The sequence below is a fragment of the Arthrobacter stackebrandtii genome (genome assembly GCF_017876675.1).
GTDB lineage: Bacteria > Actinomycetota > Actinomycetes > Actinomycetales > Micrococcaceae > Specibacter > Specibacter stackebrandtii.
In genome coordinates this window covers 3,094,303-3,117,958 of record NZ_JAGIOI010000001.1, presented here as the reverse complement: position 1 = coordinate 3,117,958, position 23,656 = coordinate 3,094,303, and the positions used below count along the sequence as shown (strand labels likewise).

Sequence of the window (23,656 nt, the reverse complement as noted above, 5' to 3'; positions counted from 1 at the left end):
CTTCCCCAGTACGACGGCGGGAGCCCACCTTTTGTGCCAAAGGTGGGCTCCCGCCGTCGTACTTTTTTAGAGGCGCCTACGCGGGCAAGGTGCCCACGGGGCCGTGCCACTGGGCGGGCAGCGCGACGGCCCCGCCCAACACTGTGGAAGCAATTTCGTCCAGGGCGCGGGAGGCGTACTTCTCCCCCACCCACAGGTGCTTGGCGCCGTCCACGGCCACAAGCTTGGCCTGCGGAACGCGGGCGAAGCGCTCGGCGGCGGCGGGCGGCTGGAGGTAGTCGTCAAACTCGGGAACCAACACCGTCAGCGGCTTCCCGTACGCAGCCCAGGCATCGAGGTCGGCGTCCACGGCACGGTGCAGCGGGGGCGAGAGCAGGACGGCACCTTCAACGGCGTCGGCCACGGGGGGCAGGGCGCCATACTTGAGCACCAGCTCGGTGCCGAAGGACCAGCCCAGCAGCCAGCGGTTGGGGAGCCCGCGGTCCACCGCAAACTGCACTGCCGCCTCGACATCTGCCCGTTCGCCGATGCCCTCTTCAAAGGCACCGTCGCTGGTGCCCCGCGGGGATGTGGTGCCGCGGGTGTTGAAGCGCAGCACCGCAATGCCGGCCAGCGCCGGAAGACGGTAGGAAGCTTTCTTGTACACGTGCGAATCCATGAAGCCGCCGTGGGTGGGCAGCGGGTGGAGGGTGATCAGCGTGGCGCGCACGTCGCCGTCGGCCGGCAGGGCCAGCTCCCCCACCAGGGTGAGCCCGTCGCTGGTGCGCAGCTCAATGTTTTCCCGCACGGCCGGCAGGATCGTGGAGGCGCGGACGTCAACGGGCGCGTCGGCGGTGGCATAGGCAAGGGAAGCTGGATCGAAAACCATGCCCTTCAGCCTACCTGTACCGGTAGCTCCGGCCCCGCCAGCAGTTGCTGTGCCAGTGCCGGCGCTCGCGCAGCGCGGCCTCGTCGCCAAACATGGCATCCTCGCGCCACACCACCAGGTGGGCCACGCCAGGCAGCACGGAACGGTGGCAGCCGGGGCAGGTGTACACCTTTTGCGCGTTTCCGACGCTGATGGTGCGCACCGTCCACACGCCGTCAGGTGCGGATTCGGTGGTGGGCATGCCCATGCGCAGGCGGGAGAGGTCCAGCTCCTCCCCTCCGCTTTCCTGCCGCCGGCCTTTGGCTGGCACTGTGCGGCGGCGGGGGCGGTTGGAGCGGGGCATGCCTCCATTGTGCCGCACGAGGCAGGGCCGGGCGAAGCCGGGCAGGGCCTGGAGCGTGCTGTTCTGCGCAACGTTGGGTCGCGGCGTGCCGCATTACAGTGTTCTGCGTCATGCCGCCTGCAAACTCTGCGCAGAACAGCACGCTTGGACTGCCGCAATCCGGGACACGGCGGAAAACACTACCTTCGGCATCCCGCGGAGGGATGGCCGCAGTCGCGGATCTGCCCCTGCGGGCACGGCCCGGCGCTCCACCCGCTAGAGTGGATGCCGTGCGTTTAGTGATTGCCAAGTGCTCCGTCGACTACGTCGGACGCCTCAAAGCCCATCTTCCCCTGGCCGTCCGGCTGCTGCTGGTCAAGGCCGACGGCTCCGTCCTGGTCCACTCCGACGGCGGCTCTTACAAGCCGCTGAACTGGATGAGCCCGCCCGCCACGCTGCGTACGGTGGGCCCAGACGACACCGACCTGGAGGACGGGGTGGTCGACCAGTGGATCGTCCAGTCCAGCAAGACCGACGACCGGCTCATCATCAACATCTATGAGCACATCTCCGACACCAGCCACGACCTCGGCGTGGACCCGGGCCTGATCAAGGACGGCGTCGAGGCGGACCTGCAGCGGCTGCTGGCCGAGCAGATCGACCTGCTCGGCGACGGCTTCACACTGATCCGGCGCGAGTACTTCACGGCCATCGGCCCGGTGGACATCCTGGCCCGCGACGCCGCCGGCGCCACCGTGGCGATCGAGCTCAAGCGCCGTGGCGACATTGACGGCGTCGAACAGCTCACCCGCTACCTTGAGCTGCTCAACCGGGACCCGCTGCTGGCGCCCGTGCGCGGCATCTTCGCCGCCCAACAGATCAAGCCGCAGGCCAAGACGCTCGCCACCGACCGCGGCATCGAGTGCAAAACCCTCGACTACGACGCCATGCGCGGAGTGGACGACAGCGCCTCGCGTCTTTTCTAGTCACGCACACCCGCCCTTGCACTTGTGGGTTCCGGGCCTGACTAGACTTGGGGGCATGACTGATGCCAACGCCATGCCACTGCCCGCCAAGTACCTGCTGCAAGGATCCGTGGTCACCGACCGCGGCATCGTCGAGGGCGGGCTGCTCGCCATCGACGGCGACAGGATCGTGTACGCAGGGCGTGCCGACCACTTTGACGAGCCCGGCTTTGGCCCCGCGGACCTGGACGCGGCCAACATCATCTCGCTGCCGGCCGGACAGATGATCATCCCGGGCCTGGTGGACATCCACAACCATGGCGGCAACGGCGGCGACTTCCCCAGCGCGGACGAGGCCTCGGCCCGCACCGCCGTGGACTTCCTGCACAAGGCAGGCACCACCACGCTGCTTGCCAGCATGGTCACCGCCTCCCCCGAAGACCTCATCAAGGGGATCGGCATCTACGCCGGAATGACGGCCGAGGGCCTGCTGGCAGGCATCCACCTTGAAGGCCCGTTCCTGTCCCACGCCCGCTGCGGCGCCCAGAACCCTGCCTTCCTGCTGAACCCCGACCTTGAGCTGATGTCCTCGCTCATCGAAGCCGGCCGCGGCACGATCGCCACCATGACCTACGCCCCCGAGCTGCCGGGCGCCGACGAACTGGTTGACCTGCTCACCAGCCACGGCATCACCCCTTCCGTGGGCCACACCGACTGCGACACCGCCACTGCCGCCGAGTCGCTCGCGCAGGCCCGCGACGGGCTGGACTCCACCGGATTCGACGGCGTCTCCGGACGCCCCACCGTCACGCACCTTTTCAACGGCATGCCCCCCATGCACCACCGAGCCCCGGGCCCCGTCGCCGCATGCCTGCGCGCTGCCAGGTCGGGCGCGGCCGCCGTTGAGCTGGTTGCCGACAACACCCACCTGGACCCGCAGACCGTGCTGACCGTCTTTGAACTGGTGGGCGCCTCCAACATCCTGCTCGTGACCGACTCCATGGCAGCGGCAGGCCTGGCCGACGGCCAGTACATGCTCGGCCCCTCCCCGGTCACCGTGACCGACGGCGTAGCCACGCTGGACGCCACGGGCTCGATCGCCGGCGGCACCGCCACACTGCTGGACGTGGTGCGCCGGACCACTGCAGCCGGGGTCAAGTTCACCGACGCGCTGAAGTCCGCGACCGTGGTTCCGGCCGGCGTGCTGGGGCTGACGGACGAGGTGGGTGCGCTGCGCCGCGGCCTGCGCGCCGACTTTGTCATTGTCAACGCCGGGCTGGAGCCCCAGCGCGTCATGCGCGCCGGTGCCTGGCTGAACTAATACCGGGAGGGGTTTGGCGGCGGGCTGCGTCCGCCACCGGGTGCGGGTCGGCGGGCCTTCCTGAGGACTGGTTAATATTTCCCGACGCGCGGCCGGTTCCGTTGACCTTGCATGTGAGCCATGTCATGCTGGGTGCGCCCCAACCCGCCGCGGCGGCTGGTGGCAATACACACAGCAGTACAGATGTTCACCACAAGGAGATACACACATGGCACAGGGAACCGTCAAGTGGTTCAACGCTGAAAAGGGTTTCGGCTTCATCACCCCGGACACCGCCGACGGCGACGTTTTTGTCCACTACTCGGAGATCCAGACCGGCGGCTTCCGCACACTGGAAGAGAACGCCCGGGTTGAGTTTGAGATTGGCCAGGGCGCCAAGGGCCCCCAGGCCACGGGCGTCACCACGCTCTAGGCAGACGCAGTCCGAGCCCTGCACCTGCAAGGAACGGCTTTGACAGGCTTTTGCAAAACGGCCCCGGCATTCGTGCCGGGGCCGTTTTGCGCATGCACCGGGCCGCGGCCGAACTACGGTTTCCGGAGCACGCGGGCCAGGGACCGCACTGACATGTTGGGCATGTAAGCTTCGCCCACCGCCCGGCCGATCGCCGGCAGCGACAGCGGGTCCTGGTACATCAGGAACAACGGGCGGTGCCGCGGCTTGAAACGCTGCTTGAAGTTGGCCAGCGAGGCAAAGCCGTACACGGGTTCCAACGTGCGCGCCAACAGGGCCAGGATCCGTCCCAGCGTGCCCTCAAGTTCCGCGCTGCCGGCAAGGGGCGAGCCGGAGAGTGAAATGTACTCCACCGTCGGCGCGAAATGGCGCACAGCCTGGGCCACCAGGTATTCCATGACCCCGTTGAAGGCCCCGGAGTTGCGGCGCATGAAGTCCAATGTCCAGCTGACCACCTCGCCACCGTCGTGGACAGGCAGCCAGCTCGTGGCGGCGTGGACCTTCCCGTCGGCATCCACGGCCAGGCACAGCTGGACCTGCGGGTCCTTGAGCTCCTCCACCCCGCCCAAGGTAAAGCCCAGTTCCGGCAGGGCCTGCCCGGAAACCCAGTCCTCGGAAATCTCATTCAGCTGGGTGCGCTGGCTGGTGGTCAATTCCCCGTATCTGCTCCAGACACAGCTCACGCCCAGCTTGTCCGCCTTGTTCAGTGCGGTGCGAACGTTTTGCCAGTCCTTGCCCTTGAACTCCATGGTGCGAATGTCCAGGAGCGTCTCAGCCGCCACCTCCACGCCCTTGAAACCGCGGCTTTCCAACAGTTCAGCGGGCAGGCTGTTCACGGAGTAGAAGCACGGCGTCAGGGACTCCTCCGCGCAATAGTCCAGGAAGCCGTCCACGGCCTCTGCAGCGAGGGCCTGGCTGCCAATGGGGCCGCCCACCGTGACGGCCACGCCGTTGTGCACCTGGTAGGCCACGCCCACCGGCGCGACGGCGGAAAACCAATAGCGGTTGTTCTGCCACAGCGTCATCCAGGACAGCGAGTCCCCGCCCTGGGCCACAAGGGCCTGGGCCCGGTTGCGGTCGGTGCCGCTGGCGCCGAGGTGGCGGCTGAGGAAGACGGCCAGGATGCCCAGCGCGCTGACCAGCCACAGGGCCGGGCCGCCAAAGCTGAACAGCAGTTCTGAAAACACACCGTGGGGGTACACGCTGGCTGAGTAACTAAACGGGAACGGGTAGGGAAGCACGATCCGGGGGATGCCGGCGATCAGCGCAACGAGCCCCAGCGGGTTGTCCTCCAGGTTGCCCTCGGCCAGCCAGGCCGCGGTGTACAGGGCCACAAACACCAGCAGGATCACTGGCAGGTACACGAGCGAGCGGCGCCGCAGTGCCGGGTCCGGATCCACCCGGAAGTGCCGCCGGAACACCACGAGCGCCAGTGCAATCAGCGCCGGCACCAGCACCACGGGCAGCAGCTCCCACACGGATTCATCGATGCTCAGGCGGCGGTGTCCGCGCCGCAGCGCCAGGCCCACCCCGGCGAAAACCTGGAAGTAGAACGCGGAGACAACGGCGATGACCAGGTGCAGGTAGACGGCGGCCCACAGCGCCAGGCGGTTGCCGCGGCGCAGGCCCTCGGCGCACACCAGGAGCAGCACCATGGGCACCAGCGCCAGCAGGTGGCTGCCGGTCTGCATGAACCCCACGTTGTGGACCACCCTGTCGCACACATCGGCCACCTGGTCCGCAGTGCAGTGGCTGGGAACGGGCGGCAGGTCCGTGTCCTGGTTGGTGATCCACAGCCGCAGCACGGCCAGCGGGCCCTCAGGCACGTGCGCCAGCGTCGCGGCCAGCGGCCCCACGGCAAACACCGCCACCACCATGGCCAGGTTGGTGCGCACTTCTCTGCTGGTGGAGCGGCCCACCATCCCGTGCCCCACAGGCTTCACCAGCGCCATGCCCAGCAGCAGCCCCGCGACCGCCGCCAGCAGGATGAACGTGTGCTGCGCATGCCCGACATAAACGCTGAGCATGAGCGCCGTTGCCAGCACCAGGACCCGCACGCGCCGGCGCCACAGCACGCTGATGGCCGGACTGGCCACCAGCAGTGCCCCTGCGGACGCTGCAAACGGCCCCAGCAGCGTTGCCTGTTCCATGCCCGCCGGGAAGTCGATCCCGGCCGCGCCTCCCACACCCAGAAGCACTGAATAGAGCACGACGGCGGACAGCTGGGTTGCGAGGAAAAGTCCGGCCGCGCGCAGGGTCCCCACCGTGAACTCCGCCAGGCCCAGGACCAGGCACAGCACGGCAAGTCCCAGCACCATCGAGGCCGTGCTGGTGCTCAGGAACAACGTGGTGAATGCATTCCACCAGCGACCGCCCAACAGGTCTGCCGCCTGGAAGCCAAACTCTGCGGCGAGGTGCCGGGGCAGCCGGCCAAACACCCCCACCGCCACCAGGTGCACGGCCACCGTTGCTGCCATCATGGCCAGCGCGAAAGGTGTCCTTCGCAGCCAGCCCAGCACGGCATGCATCAAATCAGCCCGAGCCGGCCGTATACAAAGTTCAGACCCGGTTTCAGCGCCTTATTGGCGACCGCCCATGAATGGCCTCCCGGAAACGATTGACTTTCCACACTCATGCCTGCCTTCTCCCCGGCCTTCATCAATACCCTTACATTGGCAGAATACGTGGCATCCTGGCTCCCCGCCGCAAACCAGCCGTGAATCGCCGGGTAGTCATGCTTTGCCATGAGCGTCAACGGCAGTTGGGACACAAACGCGGCGCCGTCGCCATGGAACGCCCGGTCGACCGTCACGGACCGCTTTGCCGCCAGTGCGGGCTCCCTCTCGGGGGATATTGCCATGAACGACTCATAGACGTCCGGGTGCCGCGTGACCATCTGGACGCTGCAGGTGCCCCCGTAGGAAAAGCCACCGATGGCCCAGTGTGCAGGGTTGGTGTCGGCATCCAGGTGGGACTTGATCCAGGCAGGCACGTCCTGCGCCATGTACGTGCCCGCATTGGCCAGCTTGGAGTCCATGCACATGGTGTTGTTTTGGTTGCTGCCGTTGGGATCGGGGATGACCACGATCGGGGCCAACCCTTCGTGGGCTGCGGCGAAGGCATCCAGGTCGTAGCTCAGCTTGGTGGAACGCAGCCACGATTCCGGGGACCCCGGCTGCCCGCTGACCAGGACCAGGACCGGCAGGACGGGACGGTTGGGCGCATAGTACGCCGGGGGCAGGTACACCACGGCGTCGCGACCGTGGAATCCCGACACAGTTCCGGGGATCTGGGCTGCCAGCAGCGTGCCGTTCTGCGGCAGCCCGGACGGTGCATGCCACCCTGCCGCCACCGCCGAGGCCATGAAACGGTTTCTGGCAGGCTGCTGCAGGGCAGGCGGCGGCCGGTGGCTGGCGACGGGCTGCTCGCCGAGCAGGCTCCCCACCGTGGGGTACTCGCCAAAGTATGCGTTGACCTGCACGCCGGCGGTTGCCAGCACCGCCACCGTGGCAACCACCGCCAGCATCCGCCGTGCCGGGGAAGGGCCGGGGGTGCGGCGCCAGCGCAGGCCGCCCAGCGCCGTCGCACATCCCAGCGTCAGGACCCACAGCACCAGGGCCAGGTTGATGACGACGGTTGCGGGCAGGTCTTCGGCGAACAGGTAGACCACATGGATGGCGGCCCAGCACGCGGCAATGCTAAGCAGCGCGGATGCTGCTGCGGCGGCGGCGGCGAAAAGCCACCAGCGCCGGGAACGGCGCAGCACGAGGTAAATGATGGCAGCGGCCCCCAGTGCCCAAAAAACGATGGGAAGGGGGGCCGTCGATAAGGCTCAGTTCTGATACTGCGTTCACGCATCCGCCAAGTTCTCGCTGGGGTCGCCCGCCCTGTGGAGCGGGAGCTATGCGATGCTAACGCCGTTGGCTGCGAGCTGGCAGTGAACGGGCTGGATGGCGGCCGGACGGCCCGGCGGGCGGTTCAACGCCAGCTGCCGACGCTGCCGTGGGGGCCGGCTTCCAGCCAGGACGACAGGCCCGCATAGGCGCCGAACTTCATGGCCAGCAGCACGTCCCGGCCCTCGTAGGAGAGCATCACGATCACGGAGCCCTGCGGGACACGGGTGAGCTCGCCCTCGGTGGGTTCACGACGGCCGATGAGCTCAATCTTGGTCCGCTTCATGGTTTTGGCCGGAAGCGGGCTTAACGAAAGGAGCCGAACCCACTCGAGGTCCGACTCCTGATAACGGCAAACCCCCATTGCCCAGCGGTTTCCCGCTGTGGAAATGGAGGCGTCCACGGTGCCCAGGGCGCGCCGCAACATCATGCGGCGCACCCCGAACAGGCACAGTGTTAGAACAACCAGCCCAAAAACTGCGGCCAGTGCGATGAACGGAAAGCCGAGATCGTTCATCAATTGATTGCTAGCGAATCCCTGCGCCCGACGCTGCGCTGTCTTTCAACTGCGCATTGTCAGCAACGATCACAACGCGGTTGCTGTCAACCGAGAAGAAACCGCCGTCCACTTCAACAAAGAAGCGGGATCCGTCTACAGGAGCGATCTCCAGCAAGCCCGGCGCCAAAACCGCGAGCAACGGGGTGTGGCCGGGCAGAATGCCGATCTCACCCTCGCTGGTGAACCCCTTGACAAGGGTCGCCGCACCGGACCACACAAAGTGGTCCGCCGCTACGATTTCAACTTCGAGGTTAGCCATGCTTACTTCGTCGATTCCTGGATCTTGGCCCACTGGCGCTCAACATCGTCCATGCCGCCGATGTTGAAGAACGCCTGCTCGGCAATGTGGTCCACGTCGCCGTCGCAGATCGCGGTGAAGCCTTCGATGGTGTCCTTGATGGAAACCGTGGAGCCTTCGACGCCGGTGAACTGCTTGGCAGTGTAGGTGTTCTGCGAGAGGAACTGCTGGATGCGGCGGGCGCGTGCCACGACGATCTTGTCTTCTTCAGAGAGTTCGTCAACGCCGAGGATGGCGATGATGTCCTGAAGTTCCTTGTTCTTCTGCAGGATCTGCTTGACACGGACAGCCGTGTTGTAGTGATCGTGACCGATGTACTGGGGGTCAAGGATGCGTGAGGTTGAAGTCAGCGGATCGATGGCCGGGTACAGACCACGTGAAGCGATTTCACGGGAGAGCTCGGTGGTGGCGTCCAAGTGAGCGAACGTCGTTGCCGGAGCCGGGTCGGTGTAGTCATCTGCAGGGACATAAATGGCCTGCATGGACGTGATCGAGTGGCCCTTGGTCGAGGTGATGCGCTCCTGGAGGAGACCCATCTCATCGGCAAGGTTGGGCTGGTAGCCCACGGCGGAGGGCATGCGGCCCAGCAGCGTGGAAACCTCGGAACCGGCCTGCGTGAAACGGAAGATGTTGTCGATGAAGAGCAACACGTCCTGGTTCTGCACGTCGCGGAAGTACTCGGCCATGGTCAGCGCCGACAGGGCTACGCGAAGACGCGTTCCCGGCGGCTCATCCATCTGGCCGAAGACGAGTGCGGTGTCCTTGAGGACGCCTGCCTCTTCCATTTCAACCCAGAGGTCGTTGCCCTCACGGGTACGCTCGCCGACACCGGCGAAGACGGAAGTACCACCGAAGTTGCGGGCAACACGGGTGATCATTTCCTGGATCAGGACGGTCTTGCCAACACCGGCGCCGCCGAACAGGCCAATCTTTCCACCCTTGATGTAGGGGGTCAGAAGGTCAATCGACTTGATGCCAGTCTCGAGCATCTCCGTGGAGCCTTCGAGGGTGGCGAATGCCGGGGGCTTGCGGTGGATGGGCCAGCGCTCTGAGTAGCTGAGCTCTGATTCCGTCACGTCCAGGGGCTCGCCCAGGACGTTGAAGATGTGGCCCTTGACGCCGTCGCCCACGGGCACGGTGATGGGTGAGCCCAGGTCCTGCACGCTGGTGCCGCGGACGAGTCCGTCGGTGGCCTGCAGGGAGATGGCGCGGATGAGGCCGTCGCCAAGGTGCTGGCTGGTCTCGAACGTGATGGTCTTGGTCTCACCGTTGAGAGTGATCTCGGTGGTGAGGGCGTTGTAAATTGCGGGAAGGCTGTCAGCCGGGAATTCGACGTCGACAACCGGGCCGATAACGCGCGCGATGCGGCCGGTGGCACCGGCCTTCGCTGCGGTTCCCTGCTCGTTGAGTTGGGCAGTCATCTCTCTCACTTCACTTGTGTAGATGGCATTGAATAAGTATGAACGGGGCTGCTACGAGGCGTTGAGCGCGTCGGCGCCCGCAACAATCTCGGAGAGCTCCTGCGTAATCTCGGCCTGGCGGGCGTTGTTACGAAGACGCGTGTACTTCTTGATCAGATCGCTGGCGTTGTCGCCTGCGGACTTCATGGCCCGCTGGCGTGCCGCGAGCTCGGAAGCTGCCGCCTGCAATAGTGCTGAGAAGATGCGTGACTCGATGTACCGCGGCAGCAGGGCGTCAAGGACGTCCGCAGGCTGCGGTTCAAATTCGTACAGCGGCAGCAGGTCGGCTGAGGTTTCAACTTCTTCCTCAACAACTTCCAGCGGCAGCAGTCGAATGACGGTCGGCTCCTGGACCACCATCGACTTGAACTGGGTGTATACAACGTGGATTTCATCCACGCCGCCCTCTTCAAAGTCGGTGGCGAAATCGGCCAGCAATGCCTCGCGGAGTTCGCGTGCAGTTTCAAATTCCGGCGCGTCGGTTCCACCGGTCCATACCTTGGCGTAATCGCGGCCACGGAAGTCAAAGTACGCCTGTGCCTTGCGGCCGACCAGGTAGGTCGTGACGTCTTTTCCTTCTCCGTGCAGCAATTCGATAAGGTGCTCTGCCTGCTTCAACACGCTGGCGGAGTAGGAACCGGCAAGACCACGGTCGGAAGTCATGACCAGTACTGCCGCCCGGCGGATGGAATCCGGCTCGGTTGTCAGCGGGTGGTCGACCTCGGACTGGGACGCAACGGCAGAAACGGCACGGGTGATCGCATTGGAGTATGGCAGTGATGCCGCGACACGGGTACGTGCCTTTCCAATGCGGGACGTAGCGATCAGTTCCATCGCCTTGAAGATCTTTTGCATCGACGTGGTCGAGGCGATCTTCTGGCGGTAGACCCGGATCTGGGCTCCCATGTTTGTCCTTTCCTTATCCTTGTTTGGTGTGCCGGCCCCGCGGGGCCGGCACACCATTCAGGGATGATGTCAGCGTTTCTGCTTAACGATCTTTTCCTGGTCGACGTCCTCGGCGGCAAGCGCATCGAACTCTTCGTGGCCGGCGCCAACCAGCTGGTCGTCGCCCTCCCCGAAGAAGCCCTTCTTGAAGTCAACAATGTTGGACTTGAGTGCCTCAACGGTTGAATCTTCCAGCACGTTGGTCTCGGCCAAGGTGGTCAGGACCGAGGTGCGCAGGCGCAGGTGCTCAAGGAATTCGGTTTCGAAGCGACGGACATCTTCAACCGGGACGTTGTCCAGGTATCCGTTGGTGCCCATCCAGATTGAGACAACCTGGTTCTCCACCGGGAACGGTGCGTACTGGCCCTGCTTGAGCAGCTCCATCAAACGCGCACCACGGGTCAGCTGCTGCTTGGAGGCGGCATCCAGGTCCGAGGCGAACATGGCAAATGCCTGCATGTCGCGGTACTGTGCCAATTCCAGCTTCAAGGTACCGGAGACCTTCTTCATGGCCTTGACCTGTGCAGCACCGCCAACGCGGGACACAGAGACACCCACGTCCACTGCGGGGCGCTGGTTGGCGTTGAAGAGGTCAGACTGCAGGAAGATCTGGCCGTCGGTGATGGAAATGACGTTGGTCGGAATGTAGGCCGAGACGTCGTTTGCCTTGGTTTCGATGATCGGCAGGCCGGTCATCGAGCCCGCGCCCAGCTCGTCGGAGAGCTTGGCACAGCGTTCCAGCAGGCGGGAGTGCAGGTAGAACACATCGCCGGGGTATGCTTCGCGGCCCGGCGGGCGGCGCAGCAGCAGCGAAACGGCGCGGTAGGCTTCAGCCTGCTTGGAGAGGTCGTCAAACACGATCAGAACGTGCTTGCCGCCGTACATCCAGTGCTGGCCGATGGCCGAACCTGCGTAGGGTGCCAGGTACTTGAAGCCGGCCGGGTCGGATGCCGGGGAGGCAACGATCGTGGTGTACTCCAGTGCACCGTGGTCAGCCAGGGTCTGGCGGACTGCAGCAATGGTGGATGCCTTCTGGCCGATTGCAACGTAAACGCAGCGAACCTGCTTCTTGACATCTCCGGAAGCCCAGTTGGCCTTCTGGTTGATGATCGCATCAACGGCAAGGGCGGTCTTGCCGGTCTGGCGGTCACCAATGATCAGCTGGCGCTGGCCGCGGCCGATCGGGATCATCGCGTCGATGGCCTTCATGCCGGTCTGCAGCGGTTCGTGAACCGACTTGCGCTCGGTGACGCCGGGGGCCTGGAGTTCCAGGGCACGGCGGCCTTCGGACTCGATCTCGCCCAGGTCGTCAATCGGCTGACCCAGGGGGTCAACGACGCGGCCAAGGAATTTGTCGCCCACCGGCACGGAGAGGATCTCCCCGGTGCGGTGAACCTGCTGGCCCTCAGCGATGCCGGCGAAGTCGCCCAGGACGACCACACCGATCTCGCGAGTGTCCAGGTTCTGGGCCAGGCCCAGAGTGCCATCTTCAAATCGAAGAAGTTCGTTGGCCATGACGGAGGGAAGACCCTCCACCTTGGCAATGCCGTCACTTGCCGTGGTGACGCGGCCAACCTCGACGCGCTCTGCGTTGCCCGGTTCATAGGACGCTGCGAACTCATTCAAGGCATTCCGGACGTCGTCGGCATTGATGGTCAAGTCGGCCATCTGCAGTCCCTGCTCTCCTAAGTTGTGGCTGCCACCTGCAAAGAGTGTGGCGGCAGCCTAAGTGTTTGATTCAGTCTGTTGTGGACTGGCTGTCAAGAAAACGCGAAGTTTCCTACACGGCCAACCGGCGGCGAAGTTCGGCCAGTCGCGTGGCTGCGGTTGCGTCAACAACCTCGGCCCCCACAACTACCTTGATTCCGCCGACTAATGTCGGGTCGATGTTGACGTTGATCTTCAATTCGCGACCGTAGAGATTGTTCAAGCCTGCCTGCAGGCGGGTGAACTGCTCATCGCTCAGCGCACGGGTGACACTGACCTGGGCAATCCAGCGCTGCTGGCGCTTGGCAACCAATTCCACGAAACGTTGCACCAGGGCAGTGGGCTTGAGCCCGCGGGGGGCGCTCACGGCCTGGCGGATCAACAGCGTGGCGACCTCGCTTGCCTGCGGAGCAACCCTGCCGGCCAATTCGGCCTTGGCTGCACCCGAAGCCTGCGGATCGTCGAAGGCACGCTGCAGATCATGACTGGACCCAACAACTCGGATAAACGAGAAGAGGTCATCTTCCAGCTTCTCCAGGTTGGCAGAACCGTCACCTTGACCTTCAGCAATCGCGATTGCCGATGTTGCTGCCAAGACTTCCAGTGCATCGCCCAGGTCACGTGCCGTGCTCCATCGTGCGGCGACCAGCTCCAGGAAGACTTCCTGCGCCGGGGCACCGACCTTTCCGGAAACCAGCGTGGCGGCCAATGCTGCCTTGTCCGCACTCTCACGAGTGGGGTCGGTCAAGGCGCGGCGCAGGCCGGCGTTGCTGTCAAGCAGCCCCAAGATGGCGAAGAGATCCTCAGCCAATGCGATCGACGCAGTGGCGAGCTTGGGTTCCAACGACTCCAGGGCCGCTGCCAATGACTTGCTCGATACACCTGCCATTACTTCGATGCACCCGCGTTCGACTGGTTTTCCAGATCGGCCAGGAAGCGCTCAACAACGCGGTTGGAACGCGCGTCATCGTCGAGTGCTTCGCCAACGATCTTGCTTGCCAGCGATGTGGCCAGGGTGCCAACCTCGTTGCGGAGGGAGTTCACTGCGGCAACACGCTCGGATTCGATCTGGACCTGGGCCTGGGCGGTGATGCGTGCAGATTCCTCTGCCGCCTTCTCCTTCAGGTCGGCCAGGATCTGGGCACCCTCTGCACGGGCGGCCTCACGGATGCCGTTGGCTTCCGTGCGGGCGTCCATGAGCTGGGCCTTGTACTGCTCCAAGAGGGCGTTAGCTTCGGCCTGGGCCTCTTCTGCCTTCTCAATCCCACCCTCGATGGCTTCTACACGGTCCGTGTATGACTTCTCAAAGGTTGGTGCGATGAACTTTGTCACCACGAAGAGCAGGACAGCGAAAGCTACAGCGGTGACTAGAATTTCCCACCAGTTGGGTACCAGTGGGTTTGCACCCTCGCTAGCGAGAATTACTGCTGCGGTAACCATTTCTCACTTATCCTTAATCTGATATTTGTCCATGAACAATTCGTTGCCCGAATACTCGGGACGAGAAGTCTTTTGGACTAGACGCCAACAACGAAGGCGAAGACCAGGCCAAGGATTGCCAGTGCTTCTGCAAGAGCGAAGCCAAGCATGGCGATGGGCTGCAGGATGCGCTGTGCTTCAGGCTGGCGTGCCACACCGTTGATGTAGGCGGCGAAGATCATGCCCACGCCGATGGCGGAGCCAATAGCTGCCAGGCCGTAGCCAATCATGTTGAGCGAGCCGTGGAGTTCCATTTCGTTCCTTTCAAGATACCGGCGTTGTGCCGGCAGGTTGTGAGGTGATTCTTTTATTCGAGAAAAATTGTGGTGGTGCTAGTGCGCGTCGGCATCCAGGGCACCCTGGATGTAGAGCGCGGTCAGCAGGGTGAAGACAAACGCCTGCAGGACCATGATCAGCAGTTCGAGGAAGTACATGGCAACCGAGCCTGCAATGACTGCAAAGCCGGTGGCCTGGAGCAGGATGTTGTCCTGCTCCGTGATGAGGTACTCCGCGCCACTGCCTGCCAGGATCACAATCATGTGGCCGGCCAGCATCGTCGCCATCAAACGCAGCGAGTGCGTCAGGGGGCGGACAATGAAGTTTGAGATGATCTCCAACGGCACCAAAAGCGGCAGGATCCACCCGGGTACGCCCGGGGGAACTACAGCCAGCTTGAAGTAGCGAAGGCCGTACTTCCGCACGCCGACCGTGATCCACGTAAAGTAGATGATCATCGCAATTGCGTAGGCACTGCCTGCGTGGGAGAAGGATGGCAGCTGAATAAAGGGAACGGCACCAAGAATGTTGTTCAGCAGCACAAACATGAACACCGACAACAGCAGCGGGACCCACGGGCGGAAGTTTTTCTCGCCCATGATGTCGCGGCCAATGGTGTTGCGCGCGAAGCTGTAGAAGCCTTCAGCGAGGAATTGGGTCTTGCCCGGCACAAGTTTCGGGTTGCGGATCGCGGCCTTGAAGAACCAGGCAATGATGATCACCGAGAGGATGACCACCAGCATCTGCTTGCCAAATCCCGTGCCATACGGTGCCATCCATTGGATGATGTCTGGAAGATGGGTGTCACTAATAGTTGGTGGAACGAAGCCACCGTCATTCGAGGCCATCGGAAGCGCAAACGCGTTCAACGCGCTGTCCTCTCTGCAGTTTCGGTCATAGGGCAAAAATGGTGGTCCATCACTGGATGGTCAGCACCGTGAAAAAGTCTGATGGTGGGATTCATTGCGGGGTGCCATCATCGTCAGCAGCCATGCTTTGATGATGCCGGGCCAGAAAGTACCCGCACACCGCTCCCACCGGGAGGGCAGCGAACACAATCCATGACTGATGCAACAAAAAGTCCAGTCCCCACCCTATCAAACCCCAGAGCAGGATTCCGCCAATAATGTACGTATAGTCGAGCTTCCCGTCCTTGGACTTCGACGGAACCACCACGTGGTCCGGCTTGCCGGGTCCGGGGCTTTTTTTCGTCATGATCTAGGATCCTTCACCTTCAGGCTCGGCCGCGGGATCCGCCGCAGCCTTTGCAGGCGTTTGAACTTCGTTGAAGAACAGGAACCGCTGCTTGGAGAAAATAACCACTTCGGTGGCCTGCCAGATCAAGACGCAGGCAACAGCCGCGCCGGCAAACCATGGCTTGTTCAGCCATCCCGGTGTTCCCAGGTAAAAGAGCACCGCACCAAAGCCCAGAACCTTGACAAAATACGTCATGACAAAAACGCCCATGACTGCCTCCGGCTTTTTCCGGGCAAACAGGTGCCCCGCCAGCAGGCTCAGGCCAAAGAAGGCCACCACCAGGGCGGAGCCAAAGAGCACGCTCAGCACTCCCGCACCATCCGTGAAGATGAAGGCGGCACCAGCCATGGCCACGACGGCCAGGCCGACCACTGCAACACACCTTTTCAGGATGTTCCAGCTGGGGCTCTCCGTGGGACCGGACACCGGCAGGTGGCCGTTTGAGGCACCGCCAAGGGCGCTGTTGTCCTTCATGGAAGCTCCAGTGTTGTGGGAAGAATGCCAGCCGTCGACATTCCGTGGCACACGGCGCGGGCAAAGCTGCGGTGACTGTCACCGGAAATAAATTCTACACGACATAGAACTTGTTGCCGACCCACCGTTCACCCCTCCCGGGCAGCCGCACCGCTGTCGCCGCCGCTTTCGGCCGGATTCGCGGATTCTGCGCGGTGGCGCCGCATCCACCCCTGGAACCAGGTGGGTGTGCGCAGGTAGGCCAGCACGACGGCGAACCCGGCCGCCGTGGCCACCACCTGAACCGCTTCGCTCCCCTGTGCGGCAACGATGCCCAGGACACTGACCAGGACAGTGGCCGCACACACCACGGCTGTGGCCTGCAGGTGGCTCAGGCCCACGATGGTCAGCCGCTGGTACACGTGCTGGCGGTGGGCGGCATACCAGCGCTCCCCCGCGATCAGGCGGCGCAGGAACGTGACGAAGGTGTCGATCAGGTAGATCAGCACCGGGGAGAAGATGTACTCGACGGGAACACCTGCCAGGAAGGCGCACATGGCGGTCACGGCGATGGAAGCGCCCAGCAGGTAGCTGCCCACGTCCCCCAGGAAAACCTTGTTGCGGCTGAGGTTCCACGGCAGGAAGCCCGCGAAGGCCATGGCAATCGCAATGCCGGCGTACACCAGCCAGGCATGGCCGCTCATGATGCCGGCGTAGGCGTAGAAGCCACCCACCAGCAGTCCGTGGCTGCCGGAGATGCCGTTGATGCCGTCCATGAAATTGGCAACGTTGATATAGGCGGCCACGGCCAGTGCGCCGACGGGGATGAGCCACAGCTGCTGCTGGCCCGGATCGATCAGCGCCACCACTGCGGTGGCAACGGCGCCCACGCCCAGCTGCAGGCTGGCCCGCACCTTGACCGAGAGACCTCGGATGTCCTCAATCCAGCCAATGGCTGCGGCGGCCAGCACGACGCCGAGGATCACCACCAGGGTCAGCGAACCCTTGGTGACGTTCCCGGTCTGCGGCAGGAACACGGCGGCGAGCACGGCGGCGGCGAGGGCGGCCGCCGTCGTAATTCCCATGCCGCGGATGGTGGGCGTGGTGTGCGAGGAGCGTGCGTTCGGGACGTCAAGGACGCCGGCGCGGGCCAGCAGCGGGCGCACGAAAAGGGGAAGGACCAGTGCAAGGACCAGCGCGATGGCGCCAACGGTGATTTGTGCCCACAGTTCCATCAGGCACCTGCCGCGACGTCGCCGTCGGATTCATCAATGCTGGGCGCATCCGGCCCGGCCTCGTCCCGGCAGCGCTGCAGCCAGAGCTCCAGGTCCAGTTCGGCCGGGTCCAGCGGACGGGCGTGCGTATGCGAAATCTTGGCGTGGCCGTCCGGGTCCTGGACTTCGTCGTCGCCGGTGAGCTGTTCATGGAGCTTCTCGGAGGGGCGCAGGCCGGTGATCTTGATTTCGATGTCCCGGCCGGACATGGCAATCATGCGCTCGGCCACGTCCATGATGCGCACGGGCTCGCCCATGTCCAGGATGAGCACGTCGCCGCCGTGCCCGATGGCACCGGCCTGGATGACGAGCTGGCAGGCCTCGGGAATGGTCATGAAGAAGCGGGTCACGTCGGGGTGGGTGACGGTGACCGGGCCGCCCTTGTTGATCTGGTCGGTGAACAGCGGGAGCATGGAGCCGCGGCTGCCGATCACGTTGCCGAAGCGCACGGACACATAGCGCTTGCCGGTCTCCCCCGCCATCCATGAGGTGAGCTTTTCGGCGGCGCGCTTGGAGTGGCCCAGGGCCGTGGTGGGGCTGGCGGCCTTGTCCGTGGAGACGTTGACGTAGGTTTCCACGTCAACGCTGCGCGCGGCCTGCAGGACATTGAGGGAGCCGATGACGTTGGTCTTCCATCCCTCCTCCGGATACATCTGCAGCAGCGGGGCGTGCTTGAGCGCGGCGGCGTGAAAAACCACTTCGGGGCGGCGCTTGGCGAAGATTTCGGTGAGCGCATCGGCGTCGCGGATGTCTGCCAGCAGAATGTTCTGGTTGTCCAGGAGCCCGTGGCCCTCGATGGAGAGCTGGGTGTGCTGCAGCCCGGACTCGTCCCGGTCCAGCATCATGAGTTCGGCCGGCTCGAAGCCGCTGAGCTGGCGGCACAATTCGGAGCCGATGGATCCGCCTGCGCCCGTCACCAGGACACGCTTGCCCTTGACGTAGCCGGCGATCTGCTCCACCTGGGTTTCCACCGGGGTGCGGCCGATGAGGTCGGCAACATCAATCTCGCGGAAGTCGGTGAGCCCTCCCTTGTTGCCATTGCCCGTTTCGGGGCTGAGCATGTCCTGCAGCGGCGGCAGGACCAGGACCTTCACGCCCAGGCCGGAGACGCTGTCCGAAATCTGGCGGATGCGCTTGGCATCCAGGTGGGCCATGGCCAGGACCACCACGGTGGACTTGGTGCGCTTGATGATTTCCGGCAGCTCGTGGCCGCCGCCCAGCACGCCCACAGAGCTCAGGCGCAGGTGCTTCTTGGACGTGTTGTCGTCAATCAGGCCGACCGGGACGTAGGGGGAATCCGGGTCCTGGACCATCCGGGTCACCAGAGAGTTGCCCAGGAATCCGGCGCCGTAGATCAAGGTGCGCTGGGCTTCATCGCCAAACGTGGGCTTGCCCTCGACATAGAGACGCTTCGCATACCGCACGGCCGCCATGGACAGCGCCGCGAACGGGAAGGCGATGATGGCCACCGAGCGGGCAATGTGCAGCTCATTGATGAAAATGGAAAGTACGATGCTCACCACCACGCCAACGATCAAAGTCACGGCGATCAGCACCCGCGCTTCGGCGATGCTGCCAAACGTGTAGCGGCCGCGGTAAAGGGCCATGTACCAGCCCACAATCAGCTGCGTGGCGACCGCGACCGTGATGATGATGGCCAGCCCCGGGAAGTTGATGAGCCGCACGTCCAGCTCATAGCGCAACAGCACGGCAAGGCACAGGGCCACCGCCCAGGCCAGGGAGTCAAGGACAGCTTGTGACCAAAGCCACAGCTTCGGCTTGCCTTCGCCGTCCCCGGATGAAAATGCGGGATTCCCGCTTGCCTGTGCACTGGTGGTATTCAACGTAATTCGTATTTTCCGTATTCGTCCGGGGTAATTGCGAGTATGAGCCGTCCGGGACATGGCGCAACAACGCACCCATGCATGGCTGTACTAAACTGGAGGCTACACATGAATAGTAATCCCTTCAGGCGGTTACTCACTGTATAAGACGTACCGGATGCCCTTGAACACCGAAGGCACCACCCGAGAGGAACCCCCTTGACCGATTCCGTTGCCGTTGCCGCCGTGACCTTTGACAGGCCCGACGACGTGCGCACCTTGTTGGGGGCCCTTTCGCAACAAACCCATACGCCGCATGCCATAGCGTTGGTCGACTCCGGCACGGAGTCCGTGGCCGCCATAGCAGCGCAGGCCCCGGCCGAAGTCACGTACGTGCGCTCCCTCGCCAACCTGGGCGGTGCCGGCGGGTTTTCCCTCGCCATCCTGAACGCCATCGCCTCGGGTGCCGAGTGGGTCTGGATCATGGACGACGACGCCCACCCGGAAGACCCTGCCTGCCTCGCCACACTGCTGGAAGCCGCCAAGGCACGCGGCCTCGATGTCGTGGTGCCCCTCATTGTTGCCCCCGGCGAGCCCACCAAGTTGTCCTTCCCGTTCCGCATCGACGGGCACCTGACGCACGACCGCGCCGTGGTGGAGCCGCTGGGCTTCATTGACAACGTGGGCCAGTTCTTCAACGGTGCCCTGATCCGCACCGATGTCTTCTTCAAGGTGGGCCTGCCCGACCTGCGCCTTTTCATCCGCGGCGACGAAACCGACTTCATGCTGCGCCTGCGCCAGGCCAAGGTGAAGTTTGGCACCGTCACCTCCGTCGCGCTCACCCACCCCGCAGGCTGGGGCGAGGTGCAGGAGGTGCTGGGCGACCGCCTGCACGTGCTCGTCCCGGAAACCCCCTTCAAGCGCTTCTACTACTACCGCAACCGCGGCTTCCTCACCCGCAAGCACCGCCGCGTGCGCTCCCTGGTGGCCGACGCCGTCGGCTATCCCCTGTTCTTCCTGAAAAAGGGCGATGTCAAGGGCCTTGCCAAGTGGGCAGGCACATACTCGGCAGGCCTGAGAGGGGCAAAGTTCGGCCCCATGAAGGACCAAAAGTTTTGAGTTCACAGCGACGCAGCCAGTTTTTCATCGTCATCACCACCTTCAACCGTGCTGACTACCTGTCCGAGCTCCTGGGCTCCGTTGCAGCCCTGGACCCCGCCCCCGACGGCGTCATAGTTGTTAACAATGCCAGCACGGACACCACGGTGGAGGTCATCGACGGGGTGCGCCGCGAGTTTGCCGCGCTGCCCGTGCCCATCCCCGTCATCCACCACCGCCTCGAGGTCAACTCAGGCGGCGCGGGCGGCTTCTCCGCCGGCGTGGAGCGCGCCCTGGCGGAGGGTGCGCAGTGGATGTGGCTGATGGACGACGACGTCACGGTGGTTCCCGGGGCTGTCGGCGCCTTTGGTCCGTGGATGGACAAGTACGACGCCGTGGTGGGCCGCCGCTACGATGCCGCCGGCGAGCCGTTCTTCTGGCAGAACAGCTTCAACACCTTCCTGGGCCTGCCGCTGCCGGTCAAGGGCGACATCTTTGAGGAAACGGACGAGTTCGCCACGAATGTTGGCTGCTTCGAGGGCATGCTCCTCCATTCTGACGCCGTCAAGGGCGTGGGCCTGCCGGATTCCCGCTTCTTCCTGACCTGGGACGACACCATTTACGGCTGGCTCATCTCCCTGCAGCGGCCCGTGGTGTATGTCAACGAGTTTGTGCTGCACAAGGTGCGGCCCCAGCGCAGCCTGAACCTGGGCATCCGCCACCTCAACGACTCCTCGGACCTCAGCCGCTACTACGTCATGCGCAACCGCGGGCTCGTGGCCCAATACCTGCGGGCCCACAACAGCTACAACCGGGTGGGATTCGCCCTCGGCACGGCCTTGACGATGTCCAAGGAACTGGTCCGGCTGGTGGGCGTTGAAAAGACGCTCCGCGGCGGCAGCAGGCTGTTTGCCGGCTGGCGCGACTCCCGCCAAATCATGGCGGCCGGCGACTTTGTTCCCATGCAACCACTGGAAAGAACCTCCTGAACATGAGCACCCCTCCCCTGCGCTGGCTGGTCCTTGGCGCCACCGGCTTTGTGGGCAGCGCCATCGTTGCCGAACTGGAATCCCGCGGCGAGTCCGTGGCCGTGCTGGCGGCCCCGCGCCTGGAGTCTTCCGCGGCAACGGCTGACGGCATCGTGGCCGGGGCCCGCACTGCGGTGGCTGCGACCGGGCTGGAAGGTGCCTTTGCCGGCGTCGACATTGTGGTGAACGCGGCAGGCCTGGCAACCCCGGGCGACGGCGAATCCCCCGCCCTGGCCGGTGCCAATGCGCTGCTTCCGGCCGTGGCCGCACTGGCCGCGCGCTCCGCCGGGGTGTCCCGCTTTGTGCACCTGAGCAGTGCCTCCGTGCAGGGCCACCGCCGCGTCATCGACGAAAGCCCCAGCCGTGCACCGTTCTCCCCCTACTCGCGCTCCAAGGCGCTGGGCGAGGAGGCCCTGGAGCTGCTGGCAGCCGAGGCTTCAGGCACCTCGCTGGTGACCGTCCGCGCCACCTCGGTGCAGGGTCCGGGCCGTCCCACCACAGCCTCCTTCGTCAAGGTGGCGGCGTCGCCGATCGCATCCGTCGCCTCGCCCGGCACCGCCCCGACGCCTGTCAGTTCCATCAACGCGCTCGCGTGGTTTGTTGTTGAGGTTGCCAGCCACCCCGACGCCGTGCCCTCGCTGGTGTTGCAGCCCTGGGAGGGGCTGACCGTCAGCGACGTGCTGGAGGCCGGCGGCGGACGCAAGCCCCTGCGCCTGCCCGGCTGGCTGTGCCGCGGGGTGCTGAAGGGCGGCTACCTGGTCTCCGCGCTCATGGGTGAACGCCTGCACGGTCCCATCCGCAGGGTGGAGCTCATGTGGTTTGGACAGGAGCAGGTCCCGGGCTGGGCCGAATCTGCCGGGCTGGTCCCCGCCCCCGCCGTGCGCGCCGTCTTGGAGGATGCCCGGCGGGCCAACGGGCTGCGCTAGCTCCCACACCATTTGGGCCTGCCGCCCATCGCGCTACCGCGATTTCCACCAAGTCTGCGTGTGGTTAATGGCGAATGGTGCGCAACTCTTGGAGTTGCGCACCATTCGCCATTAACCGTACGCAGGTGCAGTGGGTGGCGGCTGCGATCCAGGGCTCCACGCCTTCAGGCTCACAAAGGATGGATCCGTCCCGGGACCCCGATTGCTGTGCCCCTGCGCAGAAGTTGCGCCTATGAAGCAGCGTTCGCCGGGTTCTCCTTGGACAGGGTCACGGGCTCGGGCTCTTCTTCTGTCGCTGCAGCGCCAGAATCGGCTTCGTCACCGTCTGCATCCTCTGCATCGGCGGGGGCTTCTGCAGCCGTTTCATCGTCCGCGGCGGTGTCGCCAGTGTCTGCGGATGGTTCCGCAGGGGCGTCACCCTCGGCGGCAGTCGCGGCAGCACCGTCGTCGGCCGCATCAGCCTCCTGCCCTTCAGCTGCCGGCTCCGCCTTGGCCAGGTTGGCGGGCTCCCAAATTTCAGGTTCGACGTCCGGGCCCAGGGCGCTGGGGATCATGCGCTTGATGTCCTCGAGGGAGATGGCACCCTCGCGCACCACCCGCAGGCGCAGGCCCGTGGCATCGACGATCGTGGACGGGGTGGGGTCGGTCCCCTCCAGCGGCCGGAAACCGCCCTCGAGGTACACCTCCACGGATTCCGCGAGCTGCACGCGCGCCTCGGAGGCGGTCTGGGCTGCGGCCTGCCCCGTGCGGTTCGCGCTGGACACGGCCAGCGGGCCGGTCAAAGTCAGCAGGTCCAGGGCAAGCTGGTCGTCGGGGACTCGCAGGGCAACCGTGCCCACGGTGTCGCCCAGGTCCCAGTCCAGCGTGGGCTGTGCATGGAAAATCAAGGTCAGCGGTCCGGGCCAGTACTTCTCGGCGAGCTTGCGTGCATCGTCGGGAATGTCGACGGCGAGCCCCTCCATGGTGCCGATGCGCGGGATCAGCACGGGCGGCGGCATGTTCCGCCCGCGGCCCTTGGCAGCCAGCAGCGTGGCCACGGCCTGCGGCGAGAACGCATCAGCGGCAACGCCGTAGACGGTGTCCGTGGGCATGACAACCAATTGCTTGGCCGCAATGGCTTTTTGGGCGTGTTCCAATGCCGCAGCGCGCTGCTCATCATTGGTGCAGTTATAGGAAGTGGTACTCACGTTTTACATTCTTTCATCATGGCGCGTCCACAGTTGAATGCACCTGGCCAAACACCCTTGCTTGTG

General features: G+C 64.5%; 24 protein-coding genes. 6 read left to right on the top strand and 18 right to left on the bottom strand.

Annotated features, from left to right (window positions below):
- Nucleotides 1-76: 76 nt before the first annotated feature.
- On the bottom strand, nucleotides 77-868 hold the full coding sequence (locus JOF48_RS13555) for an alpha/beta hydrolase (protein WP_209681502.1): 792 nt from the start codon (nucleotides 866-868) through the stop codon (nucleotides 77-79).
- 10 nt (nucleotides 869-878) lie between these two features.
- Nucleotides 879-1,211, bottom strand: a complete 333-nt coding sequence (locus JOF48_RS13550; RefSeq protein WP_209681501.1) for a hypothetical protein — start codon at nucleotides 1,209-1,211, stop codon at nucleotides 879-881.
- 269 nt (nucleotides 1,212-1,480) lie between these two features.
- Here JOF48_RS13550 and nucS point away from each other — a divergent pair, with 269 nt between their 5' ends.
- The 3 genes from nucS (at nucleotide 1,481) to JOF48_RS13535 (ending at nucleotide 3,888) form a co-directional block, all read left to right on the top strand.
- On the top strand, nucleotides 1,481-2,176 hold the full coding sequence (gene nucS, locus JOF48_RS13545) for an endonuclease NucS (protein WP_209681500.1): 696 nt from the start codon (nucleotides 1,481-1,483) through the stop codon (nucleotides 2,174-2,176).
- A gap of 55 nt (nucleotides 2,177-2,231) precedes the next feature.
- Nucleotides 2,232-3,476, top strand: a complete 1,245-nt coding sequence (locus tag JOF48_RS13540) for an N-acetylglucosamine-6-phosphate deacetylase (protein WP_209681499.1) — start codon at nucleotides 2,232-2,234, stop codon at nucleotides 3,474-3,476.
- 208 nt (nucleotides 3,477-3,684) lie between these two features.
- A complete protein-coding gene (locus tag JOF48_RS13535; RefSeq protein WP_209681498.1) occupies nucleotides 3,685-3,888 on the top strand; it encodes a cold-shock protein in 204 nt (67 codons plus the stop codon).
- Nucleotides 3,889-4,001: 113 nt separating this feature from the next.
- On the opposite strand, the gene JOF48_RS13530 is transcribed toward JOF48_RS13535, so the two are convergent.
- The 15 genes from JOF48_RS13530 to JOF48_RS13460 form a co-directional block, all read right to left on the bottom strand.
- Nucleotides 4,002-6,455 (bottom strand): DUF2156 domain-containing protein, encoded by a 2,454-nt coding sequence (locus tag JOF48_RS13530; RefSeq protein WP_209681497.1) that lies wholly within the window; start codon nucleotides 6,453-6,455, stop codon nucleotides 4,002-4,004.
- Nucleotides 6,455-7,693: an alpha/beta hydrolase gene (locus JOF48_RS13525; RefSeq protein WP_209681496.1), complete on the bottom strand. Its 1,239-nt coding sequence runs from the start codon at nucleotides 7,691-7,693 to the stop codon at nucleotides 6,455-6,457. Before JOF48_RS13525 ends, JOF48_RS13530 begins: the two co-directional genes overlap by 1 nt.
- A 212-nt stretch (nucleotides 7,694-7,905) precedes the next feature.
- The gene (locus JOF48_RS13520; protein ID WP_209681495.1) at nucleotides 7,906-8,337 is read right to left on the bottom strand and encodes a DUF2550 domain-containing protein; all 432 of its coding nucleotides are present in this window, start codon (nucleotides 8,335-8,337) and stop codon (nucleotides 7,906-7,908) included.
- A 10-nt stretch (nucleotides 8,338-8,347) separates the two neighbouring features.
- Nucleotides 8,348-8,638, bottom strand: coding sequence for a F0F1 ATP synthase subunit epsilon (locus tag JOF48_RS13515; RefSeq protein WP_203313241.1), 291 nt, complete (start codon nucleotides 8,636-8,638; stop codon nucleotides 8,348-8,350).
- Between the two features lie 2 nt (nucleotides 8,639-8,640).
- Nucleotides 8,641-10,098, bottom strand: coding sequence for a F0F1 ATP synthase subunit beta (gene atpD, locus JOF48_RS13510; RefSeq protein WP_209681493.1), 1,458 nt, complete (start codon nucleotides 10,096-10,098; stop codon nucleotides 8,641-8,643).
- A gap of 51 nt (nucleotides 10,099-10,149) precedes the next feature.
- On the bottom strand, nucleotides 10,150-11,043 hold the full coding sequence (locus JOF48_RS13505; RefSeq protein ID WP_209681492.1) for a F0F1 ATP synthase subunit gamma: 894 nt from the start codon (nucleotides 11,041-11,043) through the stop codon (nucleotides 10,150-10,152).
- A 69-nt stretch (nucleotides 11,044-11,112) separates the two neighbouring features.
- The gene (gene atpA, locus JOF48_RS13500; RefSeq protein ID WP_209681491.1) at nucleotides 11,113-12,750 is read right to left on the bottom strand and encodes a F0F1 ATP synthase subunit alpha; all 1,638 of its coding nucleotides are present in this window, start codon (nucleotides 12,748-12,750) and stop codon (nucleotides 11,113-11,115) included.
- A gap of 112 nt (nucleotides 12,751-12,862) precedes the next feature.
- The gene (locus tag JOF48_RS13495) at nucleotides 12,863-13,678 is read right to left on the bottom strand and encodes a F0F1 ATP synthase subunit delta (protein WP_209681490.1); all 816 of its coding nucleotides are present in this window, start codon (nucleotides 13,676-13,678) and stop codon (nucleotides 12,863-12,865) included.
- Nucleotides 13,678-14,229: a F0F1 ATP synthase subunit B gene (locus JOF48_RS13490; RefSeq protein ID WP_209681489.1), complete on the bottom strand. Its 552-nt coding sequence runs from the start codon at nucleotides 14,227-14,229 to the stop codon at nucleotides 13,678-13,680. Before JOF48_RS13490 ends, JOF48_RS13495 begins: the two co-directional genes overlap by 1 nt.
- Nucleotides 14,230-14,306: 77 nt before the next feature.
- On the bottom strand, nucleotides 14,307-14,522 hold the full coding sequence (locus tag JOF48_RS13485; protein ID WP_209681488.1) for a F0F1 ATP synthase subunit C: 216 nt from the start codon (nucleotides 14,520-14,522) through the stop codon (nucleotides 14,307-14,309).
- Nucleotides 14,523-14,600: 78 nt separating this feature from the next.
- Nucleotides 14,601-15,413, bottom strand: coding sequence for a F0F1 ATP synthase subunit A (atpB, locus tag JOF48_RS13480; RefSeq protein ID WP_245346541.1), 813 nt, complete (start codon nucleotides 15,411-15,413; stop codon nucleotides 14,601-14,603).
- 91 nt (nucleotides 15,414-15,504) lie between these two features.
- A complete protein-coding gene (locus JOF48_RS13475) occupies nucleotides 15,505-15,759 on the bottom strand; it encodes a hypothetical protein (RefSeq protein ID WP_209681487.1) in 255 nt (84 codons plus the stop codon).
- Nucleotides 15,760-15,762: 3 nt separating this feature from the next.
- A complete protein-coding gene (locus JOF48_RS13470; RefSeq protein ID WP_209681486.1) occupies nucleotides 15,763-16,275 on the bottom strand; it encodes a Cg1360 family ATP-synthase-associated protein in 513 nt (170 codons plus the stop codon).
- A gap of 128 nt (nucleotides 16,276-16,403) precedes the next feature.
- Nucleotides 16,404-17,489, bottom strand: coding sequence for an MraY family glycosyltransferase (locus tag JOF48_RS13465; protein ID WP_209681485.1), 1,086 nt, complete (start codon nucleotides 17,487-17,489; stop codon nucleotides 16,404-16,406).
- On the bottom strand, nucleotides 17,489-19,372 hold the full coding sequence (locus JOF48_RS13460) for a polysaccharide biosynthesis protein (protein ID WP_245346540.1): 1,884 nt from the start codon (nucleotides 19,370-19,372) through the stop codon (nucleotides 17,489-17,491). The genes JOF48_RS13465 and JOF48_RS13460 overlap by 1 nt, the downstream gene beginning before the upstream one ends.
- 198 nt (nucleotides 19,373-19,570) lie before the next feature.
- On the opposite strand from JOF48_RS13460, the gene JOF48_RS13455 reads away from it, so the two are divergent.
- The 3 genes from JOF48_RS13455 to JOF48_RS13445 are packed head-to-tail and all read left to right on the top strand — an operon-like array spanning nucleotide 19,571 to nucleotide 22,403.
- Nucleotides 19,571-20,470 (top strand): glycosyltransferase, encoded by a 900-nt coding sequence (locus JOF48_RS13455; protein WP_209681481.1) that lies wholly within the window; start codon nucleotides 19,571-19,573, stop codon nucleotides 20,468-20,470.
- Entirely contained in the window at nucleotides 20,467-21,438 is a 972-nt protein-coding gene (locus JOF48_RS13450; RefSeq protein WP_209681480.1) for a glycosyltransferase, read from the top strand. Before JOF48_RS13455 ends, JOF48_RS13450 begins: the two co-directional genes overlap by 4 nt.
- 2 nt (nucleotides 21,439-21,440) lie before the next feature.
- Complete coding sequence (locus tag JOF48_RS13445; RefSeq protein WP_209681478.1) at nucleotides 21,441-22,403, top strand: NAD-dependent epimerase/dehydratase family protein; 963 nt, start codon at nucleotides 21,441-21,443, stop codon at nucleotides 22,401-22,403.
- 230 nt (nucleotides 22,404-22,633) lie between these two features.
- Here JOF48_RS13445 and JOF48_RS13440 read toward each other — a convergent pair whose 3' ends face one another.
- Nucleotides 22,634-23,590, bottom strand: a complete 957-nt coding sequence (locus JOF48_RS13440) for an L-threonylcarbamoyladenylate synthase (RefSeq protein WP_209681472.1) — start codon at nucleotides 23,588-23,590, stop codon at nucleotides 22,634-22,636.
- Nucleotides 23,591-23,656 lie beyond the last annotated feature (66 nt).

Bases quoted from the DNA above. Each gene is read 5' to 3' on its own strand.
- JOF48_RS13540 (WP_209681499.1), top strand. From the start codon at position 2,232: ATGACTGATGCCAACGCCATGCCACTGCCCGCCAAGTACCTGCTGCAA.
- JOF48_RS13535 (WP_209681498.1), top strand. From the start codon at position 3,685: ATGGCACAGGGAACCGTCAAGTGGTTCAACGCTGAAAAGGGTTTCGGC.
- JOF48_RS13505 (WP_209681492.1), bottom strand. From the start codon at position 11,043: ATGGGAGCCCAGATCCGGGTCTACCGCCAGAAGATCGCCTCGACCACG.
- JOF48_RS13555 (WP_209681502.1), bottom strand. From the start codon at position 868: ATGGTTTTCGATCCAGCTTCCCTTGCCTATGCCACCGCCGACGCGCCC.
- JOF48_RS13550 (WP_209681501.1), bottom strand. From the start codon at position 1,211: ATGCCCCGCTCCAACCGCCCCCGCCGCCGCACAGTGCCAGCCAAAGGC.
- JOF48_RS13465 (WP_209681485.1), bottom strand. From the start codon at position 17,489: ATGGAACTGTGGGCACAAATCACCGTTGGCGCCATCGCGCTGGTCCTT.
- atpA (WP_209681491.1), bottom strand. From the start codon at position 12,750: ATGGCCGACTTGACCATCAATGCCGACGACGTCCGGAATGCCTTGAAT.
- JOF48_RS13495 (WP_209681490.1), bottom strand. From the start codon at position 13,678: ATGGCAGGTGTATCGAGCAAGTCATTGGCAGCGGCCCTGGAGTCGTTG.
- JOF48_RS13520 (WP_209681495.1), bottom strand. From the start codon at position 8,337: ATGAACGATCTCGGCTTTCCGTTCATCGCACTGGCCGCAGTTTTTGGG.
- atpD (WP_209681493.1), bottom strand. From the start codon at position 10,098: ATGACTGCCCAACTCAACGAGCAGGGAACCGCAGCGAAGGCCGGTGCC.
- JOF48_RS13470 (WP_209681486.1), bottom strand. From the start codon at position 16,275: ATGAAGGACAACAGCGCCCTTGGCGGTGCCTCAAACGGCCACCTGCCG.
- JOF48_RS13475 (WP_209681487.1), bottom strand. From the start codon at position 15,759: ATGACGAAAAAAAGCCCCGGACCCGGCAAGCCGGACCACGTGGTGGTT.
- JOF48_RS13515 (WP_203313241.1), bottom strand. From the start codon at position 8,638: ATGGCTAACCTCGAAGTTGAAATCGTAGCGGCGGACCACTTTGTGTGG.
- JOF48_RS13485 (WP_209681488.1), bottom strand. From the start codon at position 14,522: ATGGAACTCCACGGCTCGCTCAACATGATTGGCTACGGCCTGGCAGCT.
- JOF48_RS13530 (WP_209681497.1), bottom strand. From the start codon at position 6,455: ATGCATGCCGTGCTGGGCTGGCTGCGAAGGACACCTTTCGCGCTGGCC.
- JOF48_RS13490 (WP_209681489.1), bottom strand. From the start codon at position 14,229: ATGGTTACCGCAGCAGTAATTCTCGCTAGCGAGGGTGCAAACCCACTG.
- JOF48_RS13445 (WP_209681478.1), top strand. From the start codon at position 21,441: ATGAGCACCCCTCCCCTGCGCTGGCTGGTCCTTGGCGCCACCGGCTTT.